The following is a 14,392-nucleotide window of genomic DNA, read 5'->3' on the forward strand; positions in this document are numbered from 1 at the left end:
TCATGGCATGGGTGTCATCAGCTGGATCATTCTGGGACTTCTCGCCGGGGCCGCCGCCAAGATTCTGCTCCCCGGCCGGGACCCGGGCGGACTGATCGGTACGACCCTCATCGGTATCGCGGGAGCCTTCATCGGCGGCTGGATCTCGGCCCGCTGGCTCGACCATCCCATCAGCAACGAGTTCTACGACGGCGCGACGTGGATCTCGGCCATCGGCGGCGCTCTTGTGCTGCTCGTTCTCTACCGGCTTATTTTCGGCCACTCCCGCGCCCGCTGACAGGCCGACTCGTACCCGCTGACAGGCCGCCCCGCGCCGGCCGGCACCGATCCCGCCGACTCCGATCCCGCCGACTCCGCTACGCGAGCCCCGTCTCGCGCAGGGTGATGTTCAGCCGCCCGCCGCGCAGGCCCGTGGCAGGGTCGGCGGTGTCCGGATAGACCTTGGGCACCCCGTGGAACGCGAACCGCGACGGTCCCCCGAAGACGAAGAGATCCCCCGAGGAGAGCTCGACATCCGTGTACGGCCGCCCCCGGCTCTCCGTATTGCCGAAGCGGAACACACACCGGTCACCGATGCTCAGGGACACCACCGGCGCCCCGGACTTCTCGTCCTTGTCCTGATGCATCCCCATCTTCGCGCCGCCCTCGTAGAAGTTGATCAGCGCCGTGTCCGGGGTGTACGCCGCACCGGCCGCCGGATCGCCGTACGCCTCGGCCAGCGCCTCGCGCCCCAACTCGACGAGCCAGTCCGGGAACTCCGCGACCCGCGCGCCGTTCACATCGCCCGCGGTACGGGTGTACGCGTACGGCTGCCAGTGCCAGCCCACGCAGACGGTCTGTACGGACATCACGCCGCCGCTCGGCAGCACCGTGTGCCGGATCGGCACCGGCCCCCGCGCCCAGCCCCGGCAGGCGGCCACCAGCTCCCGCTGCCGCTCCTCGGACAGCCAGGAGGGCACGTGCACGGCGCCGGGAGCGATGACGGCTCGCGGCCTCGGGAACAATTCGCCGCTCATCACACCAGAGCGCCCTCCAGGCCGAGCAGCCGCTCCTTGCGGTCCACCCCGCCCGCGTACCCCCGCAGCGCCCCGTCCGCGCCGATCACCCGATGACACGGCCGTACGACAAGCAGCGGATTGCGCCCGATCGCGGTCCCCACGGCCCGCACCCCGGCCCCGGACGAGCCGACCTGCCCGGCGATCTGCCCGTAGGTCACGGTCACGCCGTACGGAATGGCGTCCACCGCCTGCCAGACCCGCCGCTGGAAGTCCGTACCGCTGTCCGCGTACTCGATCCGGAAGCGCGTCAGCGTGCCCTCGAAGTACGACCTGAGCTGCCCGGCGATCTCCTCGAACGCCTCGTCCGCCCGGACCCATCCGTCCTGGACGACGGCCGCGCCCTTCTGCCCCGGCAGGGAGAGCGAGGCGAGCGCGACGCCGCCGTTCGCGGTGGCGGACTCCTCGCCGACCAGCAGCAGTTCGCCCAGGGGGCTGTCGACCGTCGTGTACATGGTCCCGGCCATCACTCGTTCCTCTCCTCGCGGCGTGCCCAGCTGTCCACGAGTCGTGTTCAGCTGTCTACGAGTCACGAGTCTCCGCCTCCCGAGCCGCCGAAGCTGGCGGAATTCGGACAGCACGACCGGCCGGTGGCGGCCGAGGCGGGAGCGGGGCGCCGGCCTCGCGCCCGTGCCGCCTACATCACCTCTGCCGCCTACCTCACCCGTTGTTCCGCGTCACCGGTAGTTCACGAACTGGAGCGCGAAGTCGAAGTCGTGCCCCTTCAGCAGGGTGATCACGGTCTGCAGGTCGTCGCGGCTCTTCGAGCTGACCCGCAGCTCGTCGCCCTGCACCTGCGCCTTGACGCCCTTGGGGCCCTCATCGCGGATGATCTTCGCGACCTTCTTGGCGTTGTCCTGGGAGATGCCTTCCTCGATCGAAGCGAAGATCTTGTACTCCTTGCCGGACAGCTGGGGCTCGCCCGCGTCCAGCGCCTTGAGCGAGATCCCGCGCTTGATCAGCTTGGACTGGAAGACGTCGAGGATCGCGTTGACCCGCTCCTCCGAGTTCGCCTGCATGAGGATCTTCTCGCCGGACCAGCCGATCGAGGCGCCGACGTTCTTGAAGTCGTAACGCTGCGCGATCTCCTTCGAGGCCTGGTTGAGAGCGTTGTCGATCTCCTGCCGCTCGACCTTCGAGACGATGTCGAAACTGGAGTCGGCCATGTCCTGTGGCTCCTTGTATCGGTGCTGTTCGGGTGCTCATCGCATGCTCGCTGCGCGACCGGACAGCGCCGGCCGCTGCCGTAAAGCCTAGTCACCCACGCCCGCCCCGAGTGCTGATCAATCCGGTGGCGGAGCACCCCCGGGCATCGGGTATCGTTTACGTCGTTGCCACGGAGCACCGCCCACAGCGGCCTCTCCAGCAGGCAACGACATCCCATGGCGGTGTGCCCGAGTGGCCAATGGGAGCGGACTGTAAATCCGTCGGCTTAGCCTACCCAGGTTCGAATCCTGGCGCCGCCACGCGATAGAGATGGCTCTTGATCCACGGAGACGTGGATCAAGGGCCATTTTTCTGTCCGGCATGTCTGGCATGCCCGGCCGCCCGGCCAAGGCCGCACCACACCGCCGGGCCGAAGCCGCGCTACGTGCCCGGAGCCAGATCGGCGAGCCGGAACGCCAACTCCGTTTCCCAGTGGGCCGGGTCCGGTTCCACCTGCGGGTTGGTCTTGTACGACTCCAGCCGGCAGCCCCAGTGCTCCACGCCGTCGACGACGGTCATGTCCCACTCCAGCCCCTCGTGCTCCGCCCACTCCCGGAGCCCCCTGGCCACCTCCAACAGCCCTTCGGGATGGCCGAGGTGAGTGACCGTCGCGTAGTGGCCGGCGGGCAGCACACCGACGCGGATCTCGCCCTCCGGTTCCGGCGCCGACACCAGCGGGACGCCGGCCTCAACCTCCGACTCGCCGTCCATGTCGACGGTGCGGTAGCGGAAGAACGGCGCCCCCGCCAGTTCCAGACCCTGGCCGAGCACCCAGCCGATGAGCTCGGGCAGCCGGTCGGCGATCGTCGGGAATTCGTCCATCCGGACGGATTTTCCGATGGCCACATACGGCTGCTCGCCCCGTCGGACGATCTTCGGCAGGCTCACGTGCTCGCTCCGGTCCATGTCGTCACGCACGCCCTCATCGCTCATCTCCTCGGTCATGAGAGCAAGGACCGCCCCGGGGCCCGGAACTCATCGTCCGCCCGCCGCGGCCTTCGCCGCCTCCGCCACCGGCACCGTCCCGCTGATCAGCTCCAGCGTCAGGCCCGCGGTCGCCGGGGTCTCCGCCAGCTCGGCCAGCACCGCCGCCACATCGTCGCGCGGCACCGACCCCCGTCCCGTCGACTCCGCGAGCCGCACGAGCCCCGTCCCGGCGTCGTTCGTCAGCATCCCCGGCCGCAGGATCGTCCAGTCGAGCCCGGCCTTGGACCGTACGTACGCGTCGGCCGCGCCCTTGGCCCGCAGATACGCGTCGAAGACCTCGTCGCCCCGGTGATCCGGGTTCGCGCCCATGGACGAGACGACGAGGTGACGGCGTACGCCCGCGCGCTCGGCGGCGTCCGCGAAGAGGACCGCCGCGCCCCGGTCCACCGTCTCCTTGCGGGCCGCTCCGCTCCCGCCGCCCGCGCCCGCGGCGAACACCGCCGCGTCCGCGCCCTTCAGCACCGCGGCCACCTCCTCGACCGAGGCCGACTCCAGGTCCAGCACGACCGGTTCGGCACCGGCGCCGCGCAGATCCTCCGCCTGCGCCGGGTCGCGGATGATGCCCGCGGCCTCGTGTCCGTGCGCGGCGAGCAGTCGCTCCAGCCGCAGCGCGATCTGACCATGTCCTCCGGCAATCACGATTCGCATGCTCACGACCGTACGTCCGGGGCCCGTTCGCCGCAGACCCGCCATCCCGCTGGACGGGTAAGTCCGAAGCCCCGTCCGCCCCCAGGCAGACGGGGCTTCGGACGTACTCGTCTAGGGGCCGGGGTTGCCCAGGACGGACCGTCCCTGCCGGGGCAGTTCCAGCGCGACCGCCGCCGCCGAGTCGCAGTACTCCCGTACGGCGCTCGTCCGCGCCACCACCCGCCCGCGGTGGATGACGATCCTGCTGTACGCGAGGGACAGCACGCCCTCGATCCGCTCCCCGCGTACGGCCAGCAGCTCCGCCGGAAAGCCCGCCTCGACCCGTACCTCCGGCAGCCCCATCGCCGCCCGCGCCGCCTCGCTCACCGCGTCGTACGCGTCCGCCGCCCGCATCCCGCCCTGCGACGCCAGCAGATACGCGGCCTCCAGCGGATCCCCGCGCCCCACCGGATTCGACACGTCCCGCAGCGCCCCGCTGCCCGCCGCGATCCGCACCCCGGCCGCCCGCAGCAGCTGTACGGGGGCGACGCCGCGCTCGGCGCCCGGCAGCCCGGAGCCCCATGACTCCGCGCCGGGCGGCTCCGTACCGCGCCGGTCCGCACCGCCGCGCCGGTCCGCGCCCACCCGCTCCACATCCGCGCGCTCCACGCCCCCGCAGCCGCCCTGCGGCAGACACACCACCGTCACGCCGGCCGCCGCCAGCTGGTCCGCGGCCCGCGCGGCCGTGTCGGCGGGCAGCCTGGCCAGCCCCGCGCACGGCCCGAGCGCCACCCCGGGCCGCAGGCCGCCGGCCATCGCGGCGAGCCGGGCGAGCCGGACCGGATCGTCACCGTCCGTATGCAGATCGACAGGGCAGCCGTGCTCGGCCGCGATCCCCAGCACCGCTTCGGCGTACCCGGCGGGATCCGGGTCCAGGTCGGGGCAGCCGCCCACCACGCCCGCGCCCATCTTCACCGCGTCCCGCAGCATCGCGAGCCCGTCGGCGCCCGCGAGGCCCGTCAGCAGCCGCGGTACGGCGACGGCGGTCAGATCGGCGAGACCGCGCAGCGAACGCCTGGCCTGGAGCACGGCCTGCATCCGGCCCAGCTCCTGCGCGTCCCCGATCCGTACGTGGGAACGCAGCGCGGTCGCGCCGTGACCGAGTTGGAGCAGGGCGGCCTCGGTGGCGCGGCGCTGCACATCCTCGGGGGAGTAGGAGCCAGGTCCGTCGGGGGTGAGCGCGGTGAGGGCGGTGTCGCTGTGGGCGTGCGGCTCGGCCGGGGCGGGGAGCAGCAGATAGCCGGCCAGATCCACGCGCGTGCCGTGCGCGGCGAGACTGCCCGCCGTGCCCACGGCCTCGATCCGGCCGGAGCCGAGCCGTACATCCACGGTGCGGCCGTCGGTGAGACGGGCGCCGCACAGGACGAGCGCGGTGGTGTCGGCCGGGACTCCTTCGGACGGCTGCGGCTGCGGCTGGCTGTCGGGCATCGGGCTCCTGGTGAGGGCTTTCTGGTCGGACTCCGGCGTGCAAGATCACGCAGCGTGAGTCGAGCCTAGGGGCGCCTCAGCCGGCCTTCGAGGAGGAGCGCAATAGTCGTACCGGCGAGCCCACCAGTGGCGTACGGGACACCGCGGGACGCGTGGCGTGTGGGGCGGGAAAACGGATTTGGGCGATCGGCAACCGACCGTGTAATGTCTTCATCGCTCGCCCCAATAGCTCAGTCGGTAGAGCGTCTCCATGGTAAGGAGAAGGTCTACGGTTCGATTCCGTATTGGGGCTCAGATGTTCGGTGATCCTCGCCTTCGGGCGAGGAGATCCAACATCGAAGCGGTGTAGCTCAGTCGGTAGAGCAAGCGGCTCATAATCGCTGTGTCACCGGTTCAAGTCCGGTCACCGCTACACAAAGTAGCCGATTGTGGGGTCGGTCCTTCGATCGGCTACTCTTTTCTGCGTTCATCCGTTCATCCGTTGTCCGTCCAAGGAGCACTCACGTGGCTGCCACCGACGTCCGCCCGAAGATCACGCTGGCCTGCGTGGAGTGCAAGGAGCGGAACTACATCACCAAGAAGAACCGGCGCAACAACCCGGACCGTCTTGAGATGAAGAAGCACTGCCCGCGCTGCAACTCGCACACCGCGCACCGCGAAACGCGCTGAATCAGGCTCGTATACGAGGCCGTCCCCGGTTGGGGACGGCCTCGTGTCGTTTCCTTGTCTACATCAGGGTCTTCATCAGGCCTGTCTACATCAGGAGGGAGCGAGTCAGTGGCGCTCGATCAGTCCTTCGTGGGGCGGAGCTATCCGCCCACCGCGCCGTACGAGGTCGGCCGGGAGAAGATCCGCGAGTTCGCCGAGGCGGTGGGCGACCCCAACCCGGCGTACACCGATCTGGAGGCCGCCAAGGCCCTCGGACACTGCGATGTGATCGCGCCGCCGACCTTTGTGTTCGCGATCACCTTCAAGGCCGCGGGTGAGGTCATCGCCGATCCGCAGCTGGGTCTGGACTACAGCCGTGTGGTGCACGGCGACCAGAAGTTCGCGTACAGCCGTCCCGTGCGGGCGGGCGACCGGCTCACGGTCACTTCGACCATCGAGACGATCAAGTCCCTGGCCGGGAACGACATCATCGATGTCCGCGGTGAAGTGCGCGACGAGGCCGGCGAGCATGTCGTGACCGCGTGGACCAAGCTGGTGGCGCGCGCCGCCGAGGGGGCGTGAGGCCGGTGACCGCGAAGATCGGTTACGACGAGGTCGAGATCGGTACGGAGCTGCCGGCCCGCAGCTTCCCCCTCACGCGCGCGACGCTGGTGCGGTACGCGGGCGCCTCCGGGGACTTCAACCCGATCCACTGGAACGAGAAGTTCGCCAAGGAGGTCGGGCTCCCTGACGTCATCGCGCACGGCATGTTCACCATGGCCGAGGCGATCCAGGTGGTGACCGACTGGGTGGGCGACCCGGGAGCCGTCGTCGAGTACGGCGTCCGCTTCACCAAGCCGGTCGTGGTGCCCAATGACGACCAGGGCGCTCTGATCGAGGTCAGCGCGAAGGTCGCGGCCAAGCTGGAGGACAACCGGGTCCGGGTGGATCTGACGGCGATGAGCGCGGGACAGAAGGTGCTGGGCATGTCCCGCGCCGTTGTCCGGCTCGCCTGACCGATCGGCGAGTAAGGGGTGCCCGCAATGGGCGGGCGCCCCTTACGCTTGACGTGGTTAGTGAGTGGCCAATAACCTCTCTGCATGGTCAGGATGAGCGCAGAAGAGCGACGCGAGAGCGTGGTCCGCGCGGCGGTCGCGGAGTTCGCCCGGGGTGGCTATCTCGGCACCTCCACGGAGACGATCGCCCACCGGGTCGGCGTCTCGCAGCCGTATCTCTTCCGGCTCTTCCCGAACAAGCAGGCCATGTTCCTCGCCGCCGCGGAACGGTGTCTGGCGGACACCACGCGCGTCTTCGTGGAGGCGGCGGAAGGGCTGGAGGGCGAAGAGGCCCTGCACGCCATGGCCGAGGCTTATCAGCGGCTCATCGCCGATGATCCGGAAAAACTGCTGATGCAGATGCAGATGTATGTCGCGGTGGCGACCGCCGAGGCCGCGGGCGACCACGAGTTCGGCGACAGCGTGCGGGCCGGCTGGCAGACGCTCTGGGACACGGTCCATCTCGCGCTCGGCGCGGACGTGGACGAGACCACGACGTTCCTGGCGTACGGGATGCTGATCAACACCCTTGTCTCGCTGGGCTTTCCGTCGGGTCATCGCATCTGGTCCGGCTTCTACGACTCGGCGCAGCCGTCCGAAGGCTGAAAGCCCGTACGGGGAGCACGTGCGTCTCCGTACGGGCAGGAAAGTTAGTCATGGATAACTAATAAGTGCACGCCCATGAGGGGGAGAACAATGAGTCAGCCATCGGCCGGCGGGTCCCGAGCCATCTGGACCCTGGTCATCACCGGTGTCGCCAGCTTCATGGCGGCCCTGGACAACCTCGTCGTCACCACCGCACTGCCCTCCATCCGGGAAGAACTCGGCGGCGCGCTGGAGGACCTGGAATGGACCGTCAACGCCTACACGCTCACGTTCGCGGTCCTCCTCATGTTCGGCGCCGCCCTGGGGGACCGGTACGGCCGTCGCAGGCTCTTCCTGGCCGGCCTCGCGATCTTCACCGGCGCCTCGGCCGCCGCCGCGCTCTCACCCGGCATCGACGCGCTGATCGCCGCGCGCGCCGTCCAGGGCATAGGCGCGGCGATCATGATGCCGCTCACGCTCACCCTGCTCACCGCCGCCGTCCCCGCCGACCGGCGAGGAGCCGCCCTCGGCATCTTCGGCGCCGTCACCGGCCTCGCCGTCGCCAGCGGTCCCCTCGTCGGCGGCACCCTCACCGAACACCTCTCCTGGCAGTGGATCTTCTGGCTGAACGTCCCGATCGGCCTCGCCCTGCTGCCCCTCGCCCGGCTCCGCCTCCAGGAGTCGCACGCGCCCAACGCCCGTCTCGACATCCCCGGCACGCTCCTCGTCAGTACGGGCCTCTTCGGCATCGTCTACGCCCTGGTCACGGCCAACGCCGACGGCTGGACCAGCTTCCCCGTCCTGCTGGGCCTGACAGCCGGCACCGCGCTGCTCATCGCCTTTGTCGTGCACGGACTGCGCCACCCGCACGCGATGCTGCCCATGCGGCTGTTCAAGAACCGCGGCTTCGCCGGCATCAACGGCGCCAGCCTCCTGATGTTCCTCGGCATGTTCGGCTCGATCTTCCTGCTCAGCCAGTTCCTGCAAGGGGTCCTCGGCTACACGCCCACCCAGGCCGGGCTGAGGATGCTCCCGTGGACCGCGATGCCCCTGCTCGTCGCGCCGATCGCCGGGGTGCTCACGGACCGCATCGGCGGCCGGCCCGTCGTGGTCGTGGGCCTGGCCCTCCAGGCGCTCGGGCTGGGGCTGTTCGCGCTGGTCATCGCGCCGGACGTGTCATACGCGGCGCAGCTGCCCGCGCTGGTCATCAGCGGCGTCGGGATGGGGCTCTACTTCGCCCCGGCCGCCAGCCTGGTCATGTCCAGCGTCCGCCCAGCCGAGCAGGGCATCGCCTCCGGTACGAACAACGCCCTGCGCGAGGTCGGCGGAGCGCTCGGGGTGGCCGTCCTCGGCGCTGTCTTCGCCGCGCAGGGCGGCTACCGTACGCCCGACACCTTCACGGACGGCACCGTGCCGGCCCTCTGGATCGGCGCGGGGCTGGTGGCGCTCGGCGCGCTGACGGCCCTGCTCATCCCGGGGCGCGGCGCGCAGCGGATGCCGGTGGTCAAGGGAGAGGTGGAAGAGCGCGAGCCCGTCACCGTCTGATCCCGTTCCGCCGGACCAGGACCCCCGTCCCGCCGGACAGGACCTACGGGCCGCCGGGATCCGATCTCCGGATCCCGGCGGCCCGTACTCTTGTCCCGTGCAGGAACTCCACGACGCCCCCCTCGCCCCACTGACCACCTTCCGCCTCGGCGGCCCGGCGACCCGCCTGGTCACGGCGGTCACCGACGACGAAGTGATCGCCACCGTGCGCGAGGCGGACGACGCCGGTACGCCGCTGCTGATCATCGGCGGCGGCAGCAATCTGATCATCGGGGACAAGGGCTTCGACGGTACGGCCCTGCGCATCGCGACCAAGGGCTTCTCGCTCGACGGCACCACGCTGGAGCTGGCCGCCGGCGAGATCTGGACCGACGCCGTCGCCCGTACCGTCGAAGCGGGCCTGGCCGGCATCGAATGCCTCGCCGGGATCCCCGGCTCGGCCGGCGCCACGCCGATCCAGAACGTCGGCGCGTACGGCCAGGAGGTGTCGAGCACCCTCACCGAAGTCGTCGCCTACGACCGCTCCACCGGGCGGACGGTCACGCTCACCAACGCCGACTGCGGCTTCTCGTACCGCCACAGCCGGTTCAAGCGGCACCCCGAACGCTGGGTCGTCCTGCGGGTCCGCTTCGCCCTGGAGGACGCGCACGGGCTCTCCGCCCCGCTCAAGTACGCCGAGACGGCCCGCGTCCTCGGTGTCGAGCCCGGCGACCGCGTCCCCGCGGAGACCGCGCGGGACACCGTCCTCAAGCTGCGGGCGGGCAAGGGCATGGTGCTCGACCCCGAGGACCACGACACCTGGTCGGCCGGCTCCTTCTTCACCAACCCGATCCTGACCGACCGGGCGTACGCGGAGTTCGTCGCGCGTGTACGGGCCCGCCTCGGCGACGAGGTGACGCCGCCCGGATTCCCGGACGGGGAGGGGCGTACGAAGACCTCCGCGGCCTGGCTGATCGACCGGGCCGGTTTCACCAAGGGGTACGGCACGGGCCCGGCCCGTATCTCCACCAAGCACACCCTCGCCCTCACCAACCGGGGCGCGGCGACCACCGAGGATCTGCTCGCGCTCGCCCGCGAGGTGGTGGCGGGGGTCCAGGAAGCGTTCGGGATCACGCTGGTCAACGAGCCGGTGACGGTCGGCGTCAGCCTCTAGGGCCTGTCTCCGCGCGTCAGCCGGCCAGCCAGCCGTCGATGCCGGTCAGCAGCTTCTCCCGCACCTCAGGCGGCGCCGCCGACCCCCGTACCGACTGCCGCGCCAGCTCTGCCAGTTCGGTGTCGCTGAACCCCTGGTGCCGGCGGGCCAGCTCGTACTGCGCCGCCAGCCGCGAGCCGAACAGCAGCGGATCGTCCGCGCCCAGCGCCATCGGGACCCCCGCGTCGAACAGCGTCCGCAGCGGGACGTCCTCCGGCTTCTCGTAGACGCCCAGCGCGACATTCGAGGCCGGGCACACCTCGCAGGTCACCCCGCGCTCCGCGAGCTTGCGCAGCAGCTTCGGGTCCTCCGCCGCGCGGACGCCGTGCCCGATGCGGGCCGCCCGCAGATCGTCCAGACAGTCCCGTACGGACGCGGGCCCGGTCAGCTCACCGCCGTGCGGCGCGGCCAGCAGCCCGCCGTCCCTGGCGATCGCGAAGGCCCGGTCGAAGTCCCTGGCCATCCCGCGCCGCTCGTCGTTGGAGAGCCCGAAGCCGACGACACCCCGGTCCGCGTACCGCACGGCGAGCCGGGCCAGCGTCCTGGCCTCCAGCGGATGCTTCATACGGTTCGCCGCCACCAGCACCCGCATCCCCAGACCGGTCTCCCTGGACGCGCTGTCCACGGCGTCCAGGATGACTTCCAGAGCCGGGATCAGTCCGCCGAGATGGGGGGCGTACGAGGTGGGGTCGACCTGAATCTCCAGCCAGCCCGAGCCGTCCTGTACGTCCTCCTCGGCCGCCTCGCGCACCAGCCGCTGGATGTCCTCGGGCGTCCGCAGACAGGACCGGGCGATGTCGTAGAGCCGCTGGAAACGGAACCAGCCGCGTTCGTCGGTGGCGCGCAGCTTGGGCGGTTCGCCGCTGGTCAGCGCGTCGGGGAGATGAACGCCGTACTTGTCGGCGAGTTCGAGCAGCGTCGTGGGCCGCATCGAACCGGTGAAGTGCAGATGCAGATGAGCCTTGGGCAGCAGGCTGAGATCGCGGGGGCGGGTGGTGCTCTCCATTCGTAGATCCTGCCGCATGCTCGCGCCGACCGGCAGCCACTTTCCCCGATCGAGATCTTGTCCGAACGCAAAAACGGGCCCCCGGCGATCGCCGGGGGCCCGTCGCGGACCGCGTCAGTCCTTCGCCTCGCTCAGCAGCTTCTGGATCCTGCCGATGCCCTCCGCCAGGTCCTCGTCACCGAGCGCGTACGACAGCCGCAGATAACCGGGCGTACCGAACGCCTCTCCGGGGACGACCGCGACCTCCGCCTCGTCCAGGATCAGCGCGGCCAGCTCGACCGACGTCCGCGGGCGCTTGCCCCGGATCTCCTTGCCCAGCAGGGCCTTCACCGACGGGTACGCGTAGAAGGCGCCCTCCGGCACCGGGCAGACGACGCCGTCGATCTCGTTCAGCAGCCGCACGATGGTCTGGCGGCGCCGGTCGAAGGCGGCGCGCATCTCGGCGACCGCGGTCAGGTCACCGGAGACGGCGGCGATCGCCGCGGCCTGCGAGACATTGGCGACATTGGACGTGGCGTGCGACTGGAGGTTGGTCGCGGCCTTGACGACGTCCTTGGGGCCGACGATCCACCCCACACGCCAGCCGGTCATCGCATAGGTCTTCGCCACACCGTTGACCACGACGCACTTGTCACGCAGCTCCGGCACGGCGGCCGGCAGCGAGGTGAAGGTGGCGTCGCCGTACACGAGGTGCTCGTAGATCTCGTCCGTCATCACCCACAGCCCGTGCTCGACGGCCCAGCGGCCGATGGCCTCGGTGTCGGCGGGGCTGTAGACGGCGCCCGTCGGGTTGGACGGCGAGACGAAGAGGACGACCTTCGTACGGTCGGTACGCGCGGCCTCCAACTGCTCGACGGAGACCCGGTAGCCGGTGGTCTCATCCGCCACGACCTCTACCGGGACACCGCCGGCCAGCCGGATCGACTCGGGGTACGTCGTCCAGTACGGAGCCGGGACGATGACCTCGTCACCCGGGTCCAGGATGGCCGCGAACGCCTCGTAGATCGCCTGCTTGCCGCCGTTGGTCACCAGGACCTGCGAGGGCTCGATCTCGTAGCCGGAGTCGCGCAGCGTCTTCGCGACGATCGCGGCCTTGAGCTCGGGGAGCCCCCCGGCCGGCGTGTAGCGGTGGTACTTGGGGTTGCGGCACGCCTCGACAGCGGCCTCGACGATATAGCCGGGCGTCGGGAAGTCGGGCTCGCCGGCGCCGAAGCCGATCACCGGACGCCCGGCTGCCTTCAGGGCCTTGGCCTTGGCGTCCACGGCGAGGGTCGCGGACTCGGAGATCGCGCCGATACGGGCGGAGACCCGGCGCTCGGTCGGAGGGATTGCAGCGCTCATGGGCCCATGGTCCCAGACCCGAAACCTCGTCGGCACACAGGTTTCGCAGGGTGGACACATAGAAGGAAGACGGGCGCGCGGGACGGCGGCCGCGACTGTCGCGGGGGAAGCTGTTCGACGCGGGGGCCGCGACCACGTACACTCACTCGTCGTTGGCCCTCAGCCACCAGGTCCGTACCGCGCACTCCGTGCGTCCGGTCGGATGCGGTAGGTTGGGGAAAACGCAAAGGGTCGTAGCTCAATTGGTAGAGCACTGGTCTCCAAAACCAGCGGTTGGGGGTTCAAGTCCCTCCGGCCCTGCTACACACATCTTCGCCAGGATGTGTGCGCATGTACGTACATTGAATGCATCGCCGTGCGGCTCCCCCGGGCGCGGCACGGCCACGACCCGGAATCAGGTGAGAGAGCGTGACGGACGCCGTGGGCTCCATCGACAAGCCTGATGCTGACGACGAGTCCGCCGAGTCGAAGAAGCCCCGCAAGGGCGGCAAGCGCGGCAAGAAGGGCCCTCTGGGCCGTCTCGCGCTCTTCTACCGTCAGATCGTCGCCGAGCTGCGCAAGGTCGTCTGGCCGACTCGCAACCAGCTGACTACGTACACCACCGTGGTGATTGTCTTCGTCGTCGTCATGATCGGTTTGGTGACCGTGATTGACTATGGCTTCCAGCAAGCAATCAAGTACGTCTTCGGCTGATCCCGCGAGGGCGCCCGGCGCGGCGCCCCTTTCGCGTGTTCCACCCATTGAGCCAGGAAGAAGCAGCCACCGTGTCTGACCCGAAACTGAACGACGCCAGCGAGTCGGTGGAGTCCCGCGAGGACGAAACCGGCATCGTCGAGGCGGCGGACGCTGTCGAGCCAGACCAGGCCGAAGCCGCTGACGTCGCCGCGGGCGAGCCGGCCGAGGAAGCCGCACTCCACATCGAGGACGGCGAGGACGACCCCGCGGAGGACGACGCCGACGAGTCGGCCGCTGACAAGGCGGACGACGACGCCGACGAGATCGACGCCGACGAAGAGCCCGAGGCTCCCGTCGACCCGGTCGCCGCTCTCCGTGAGGAACTCCGCGGGCTGCCCGGCGAGTGGTATGTGATCCACACCTACGCGGGCTACGAGAAGCGCGTGAAGGCCAACCTGGAGCAGCGCGCCGTCTCGCTGAACGTCGAGGAGTTCGTCTACCAGGCCGAGGTCCCCGAGGAAGAGATCGTCCAGATCAAGAACGGCGAGCGCAAGAACGTTCGCCAGAACAAGCTCCCGGGCTACGTCCTGGTGCGCATGGATCTGACGAACGAGTCCTGGGGCGTCGTCCGCAACACCCCCGGTGTCACCGGCTTCGTGGGCAACGCCTACGACCCGTACCCGCTGACCCTGGACGAGATCGTCAAGATGCTCGCGCCGGAGGCCGAGGAGAAGGCCGCCCGTGAGGCCGCGGAGGCCGAGGGCAAGCCCGTTCCGTCCCGCAAGGTCGAGGTCCAGGTGCTGGACTTCGAGGTCGGCGACTCGGTCACCGTCACCGACGGTCCGTTCGCCACGCTCCAGGCGACCATCAACGAGATCAACGCGGACTCGAAGAAGGTCAAGGGTCTGGTCGAGATCTTCGGCCGCGAGACCCCGGTCGAGCTGAGCTTCGACCAGATCCAGAAGAACTGAACCCAGCGGGC

General features: G+C 70.0%; 17 protein-coding genes and 4 tRNA genes. 13 read left to right on the plus strand and 8 right to left on the minus strand.

The genetic code is table 11. The features are described from left to right. Positions 1-7: 7 nt before the first annotated feature. On the plus strand, positions 8-277 hold the full coding sequence (locus IF11_RS0111375; protein ID WP_030351403.1) for a GlsB/YeaQ/YmgE family stress response membrane protein: 270 nt from the start codon (positions 8-10) through the stop codon (positions 275-277). Positions 278-356: 79 nt separating this feature from the next. On the opposite strand, the gene IF11_RS0111380 is transcribed toward IF11_RS0111375, so the two are convergent. From IF11_RS0111380 to IF11_RS0111390, 3 genes are all read right to left on the minus strand, one after another. Continuing rightward, complete coding sequence (locus tag IF11_RS0111380) at positions 357-1,016, minus strand: alpha-ketoglutarate-dependent dioxygenase AlkB family protein (RefSeq protein ID WP_030351404.1); 660 nt, start codon at positions 1,014-1,016, stop codon at positions 357-359. Then, on the minus strand, positions 1,016-1,522 hold the full coding sequence (locus IF11_RS0111385; RefSeq protein ID WP_030351405.1) for a methylated-DNA--[protein]-cysteine S-methyltransferase: 507 nt from the start codon (positions 1,520-1,522) through the stop codon (positions 1,016-1,018). Before IF11_RS0111385 ends, IF11_RS0111380 begins: the two co-directional genes overlap by 1 nt. Positions 1,523-1,732: 210 nt before the next feature. Then, entirely contained in the window at positions 1,733-2,221 is a 489-nt protein-coding gene (locus tag IF11_RS0111390) for a YajQ family cyclic di-GMP-binding protein (RefSeq protein WP_030351406.1), read from the minus strand. Positions 2,222-2,439: 218 nt separating this feature from the next. On the opposite strand from IF11_RS0111390, the gene IF11_RS0111395 reads away from it, so the two are divergent. Then, positions 2,440-2,521: transfer RNA gene (locus IF11_RS0111395), tRNA-Tyr, on the plus strand. A gap of 121 nt (positions 2,522-2,642) precedes the next feature. Here the strand turns inward: IF11_RS0111395 and IF11_RS0111400 are convergent. From IF11_RS0111400 to IF11_RS0111410, 3 genes are all read right to left on the minus strand, one after another. After that, the gene (locus tag IF11_RS0111400; RefSeq protein WP_240627595.1) at positions 2,643-3,206 is read right to left on the minus strand and encodes a GyrI-like domain-containing protein; all 564 of its coding nucleotides are present in this window, start codon (positions 3,204-3,206) and stop codon (positions 2,643-2,645) included. A gap of 30 nt (positions 3,207-3,236) precedes the next feature. Next, the gene (locus IF11_RS0111405) at positions 3,237-3,896 is read right to left on the minus strand and encodes an SDR family oxidoreductase (RefSeq protein ID WP_030351408.1); all 660 of its coding nucleotides are present in this window, start codon (positions 3,894-3,896) and stop codon (positions 3,237-3,239) included. Between the two features lie 111 nt (positions 3,897-4,007). After that, positions 4,008-5,363: an amidohydrolase family protein gene (locus IF11_RS0111410; protein ID WP_030351409.1), complete on the minus strand. Its 1,356-nt coding sequence runs from the start codon at positions 5,361-5,363 to the stop codon at positions 4,008-4,010. A gap of 219 nt (positions 5,364-5,582) precedes the next feature. On the opposite strand from IF11_RS0111410, the gene IF11_RS0111415 reads away from it, so the two are divergent. From IF11_RS0111415 to IF11_RS0111450, 8 genes are all read left to right on the plus strand, one after another. Beyond that, positions 5,583-5,655 (plus strand) — tRNA-Thr (locus IF11_RS0111415). 47 nt (positions 5,656-5,702) lie between these two features. Then, positions 5,703-5,775: transfer RNA gene (locus IF11_RS0111420), tRNA-Met, on the plus strand. Positions 5,776-5,867: 92 nt separating this feature from the next. Continuing rightward, positions 5,868-6,032 (plus strand): 50S ribosomal protein L33, encoded by a 165-nt coding sequence (gene rpmG / locus IF11_RS0111425; RefSeq protein ID WP_003956487.1) that lies wholly within the window; start codon positions 5,868-5,870, stop codon positions 6,030-6,032. 108 nt (positions 6,033-6,140) lie between these two features. Beyond that, complete coding sequence (locus IF11_RS0111430; RefSeq protein WP_030351410.1) at positions 6,141-6,593, plus strand: MaoC family dehydratase N-terminal domain-containing protein; 453 nt, start codon at positions 6,141-6,143, stop codon at positions 6,591-6,593. 5 nt (positions 6,594-6,598) lie between these two features. Continuing rightward, positions 6,599-7,027 carry a MaoC family dehydratase gene (locus tag IF11_RS0111435; RefSeq protein ID WP_030351411.1) on the plus strand — a complete coding sequence of 143 codons (429 nt, stop codon included), beginning with the start codon at positions 6,599-6,601 and terminating at the stop codon, positions 7,025-7,027. Between the two features lie 93 nt (positions 7,028-7,120). Then, a complete protein-coding gene (locus IF11_RS0111440; protein ID WP_030351412.1) occupies positions 7,121-7,672 on the plus strand; it encodes a TetR/AcrR family transcriptional regulator in 552 nt (183 codons plus the stop codon). A 90-nt stretch (positions 7,673-7,762) separates the two neighbouring features. Beyond that, positions 7,763-9,196 carry an MFS transporter gene (locus IF11_RS0111445; RefSeq protein ID WP_030351413.1) on the plus strand — a complete coding sequence of 478 codons (1,434 nt, stop codon included), beginning with the start codon at positions 7,763-7,765 and terminating at the stop codon, positions 9,194-9,196. A gap of 97 nt (positions 9,197-9,293) precedes the next feature. Continuing rightward, positions 9,294-10,349, plus strand: coding sequence for a UDP-N-acetylmuramate dehydrogenase (locus IF11_RS0111450; protein WP_030351414.1), 1,056 nt, complete (start codon positions 9,294-9,296; stop codon positions 10,347-10,349). 16 nt (positions 10,350-10,365) lie between these two features. Here the strand turns inward: IF11_RS0111450 and IF11_RS0111455 are convergent, their stop codons facing one another. Then, positions 10,366-11,412: an adenosine deaminase gene (locus IF11_RS0111455; RefSeq protein WP_078490627.1), complete on the minus strand. Its 1,047-nt coding sequence runs from the start codon at positions 11,410-11,412 to the stop codon at positions 10,366-10,368. Positions 11,413-11,508: 96 nt separating this feature from the next. Then, a complete protein-coding gene (locus tag IF11_RS0111460) occupies positions 11,509-12,735 on the minus strand; it encodes a pyridoxal phosphate-dependent aminotransferase (RefSeq protein ID WP_030351416.1) in 1,227 nt (408 codons plus the stop codon). A gap of 227 nt (positions 12,736-12,962) precedes the next feature. On the opposite strand from IF11_RS0111460, the gene IF11_RS0111465 reads away from it, so the two are divergent. From IF11_RS0111465 to nusG, 3 genes are all read left to right on the plus strand, one after another. Beyond that, a tRNA-Trp gene (locus IF11_RS0111465) sits at positions 12,963-13,035 on the plus strand. Positions 13,036-13,143: 108 nt separating this feature from the next. Continuing rightward, positions 13,144-13,428 carry a preprotein translocase subunit SecE gene (gene secE, locus IF11_RS0111470; RefSeq protein WP_030351417.1) on the plus strand — a complete coding sequence of 95 codons (285 nt, stop codon included), beginning with the start codon at positions 13,144-13,146 and terminating at the stop codon, positions 13,426-13,428. A gap of 71 nt (positions 13,429-13,499) precedes the next feature. Next, a complete protein-coding gene (nusG, locus tag IF11_RS0111475; protein ID WP_030351418.1) occupies positions 13,500-14,381 on the plus strand; it encodes a transcription termination/antitermination protein NusG in 882 nt (293 codons plus the stop codon). Positions 14,382-14,392: the final 11 nt, after the last annotated feature.

The organism is Streptomyces scopuliridis RB72, assembly GCF_000718095.1.
Classification (GTDB): domain Bacteria; phylum Actinomycetota; class Actinomycetes; order Streptomycetales; family Streptomycetaceae; genus Streptomyces; species Streptomyces scopuliridis.

Bases quoted from the DNA above. Each gene is read 5' to 3' on its own strand.
- IF11_RS0111405 (WP_030351408.1), bottom strand. From the start codon at position 3,896: ATGCGAATCGTGATTGCCGGAGGACATGGTCAGATCGCGCTGCGGCTG.
- IF11_RS0111460 (WP_030351416.1), bottom strand. From the start codon at position 12,735: ATGAGCGCTGCAATCCCTCCGACCGAGCGCCGGGTCTCCGCCCGTATC.
- IF11_RS0111455 (WP_078490627.1), bottom strand. From the start codon at position 11,412: ATGCGGCAGGATCTACGAATGGAGAGCACCACCCGCCCCCGCGATCTC.
- IF11_RS0111375 (WP_030351403.1), top strand. From the start codon at position 8: ATGGGTGTCATCAGCTGGATCATTCTGGGACTTCTCGCCGGGGCCGCC.
- IF11_RS0111385 (WP_030351405.1), bottom strand. From the start codon at position 1,522: ATGGCCGGGACCATGTACACGACGGTCGACAGCCCCCTGGGCGAACTG.
- IF11_RS0111400 (WP_240627595.1), bottom strand. From the start codon at position 3,206: ATGACCGAGGAGATGAGCGATGAGGGCGTGCGTGACGACATGGACCGG.
- IF11_RS0111440 (WP_030351412.1), top strand. From the start codon at position 7,121: ATGAGCGCAGAAGAGCGACGCGAGAGCGTGGTCCGCGCGGCGGTCGCG.
- IF11_RS0111445 (WP_030351413.1), top strand. From the start codon at position 7,763: ATGAGTCAGCCATCGGCCGGCGGGTCCCGAGCCATCTGGACCCTGGTC.
- IF11_RS0111410 (WP_030351409.1), bottom strand. From the start codon at position 5,363: ATGCCCGACAGCCAGCCGCAGCCGCAGCCGTCCGAAGGAGTCCCGGCC.
- IF11_RS0111380 (WP_030351404.1), bottom strand. From the start codon at position 1,016: ATGAGCGGCGAATTGTTCCCGAGGCCGCGAGCCGTCATCGCTCCCGGC.
- IF11_RS0111390 (WP_030351406.1), bottom strand. From the start codon at position 2,221: ATGGCCGACTCCAGTTTCGACATCGTCTCGAAGGTCGAGCGGCAGGAG.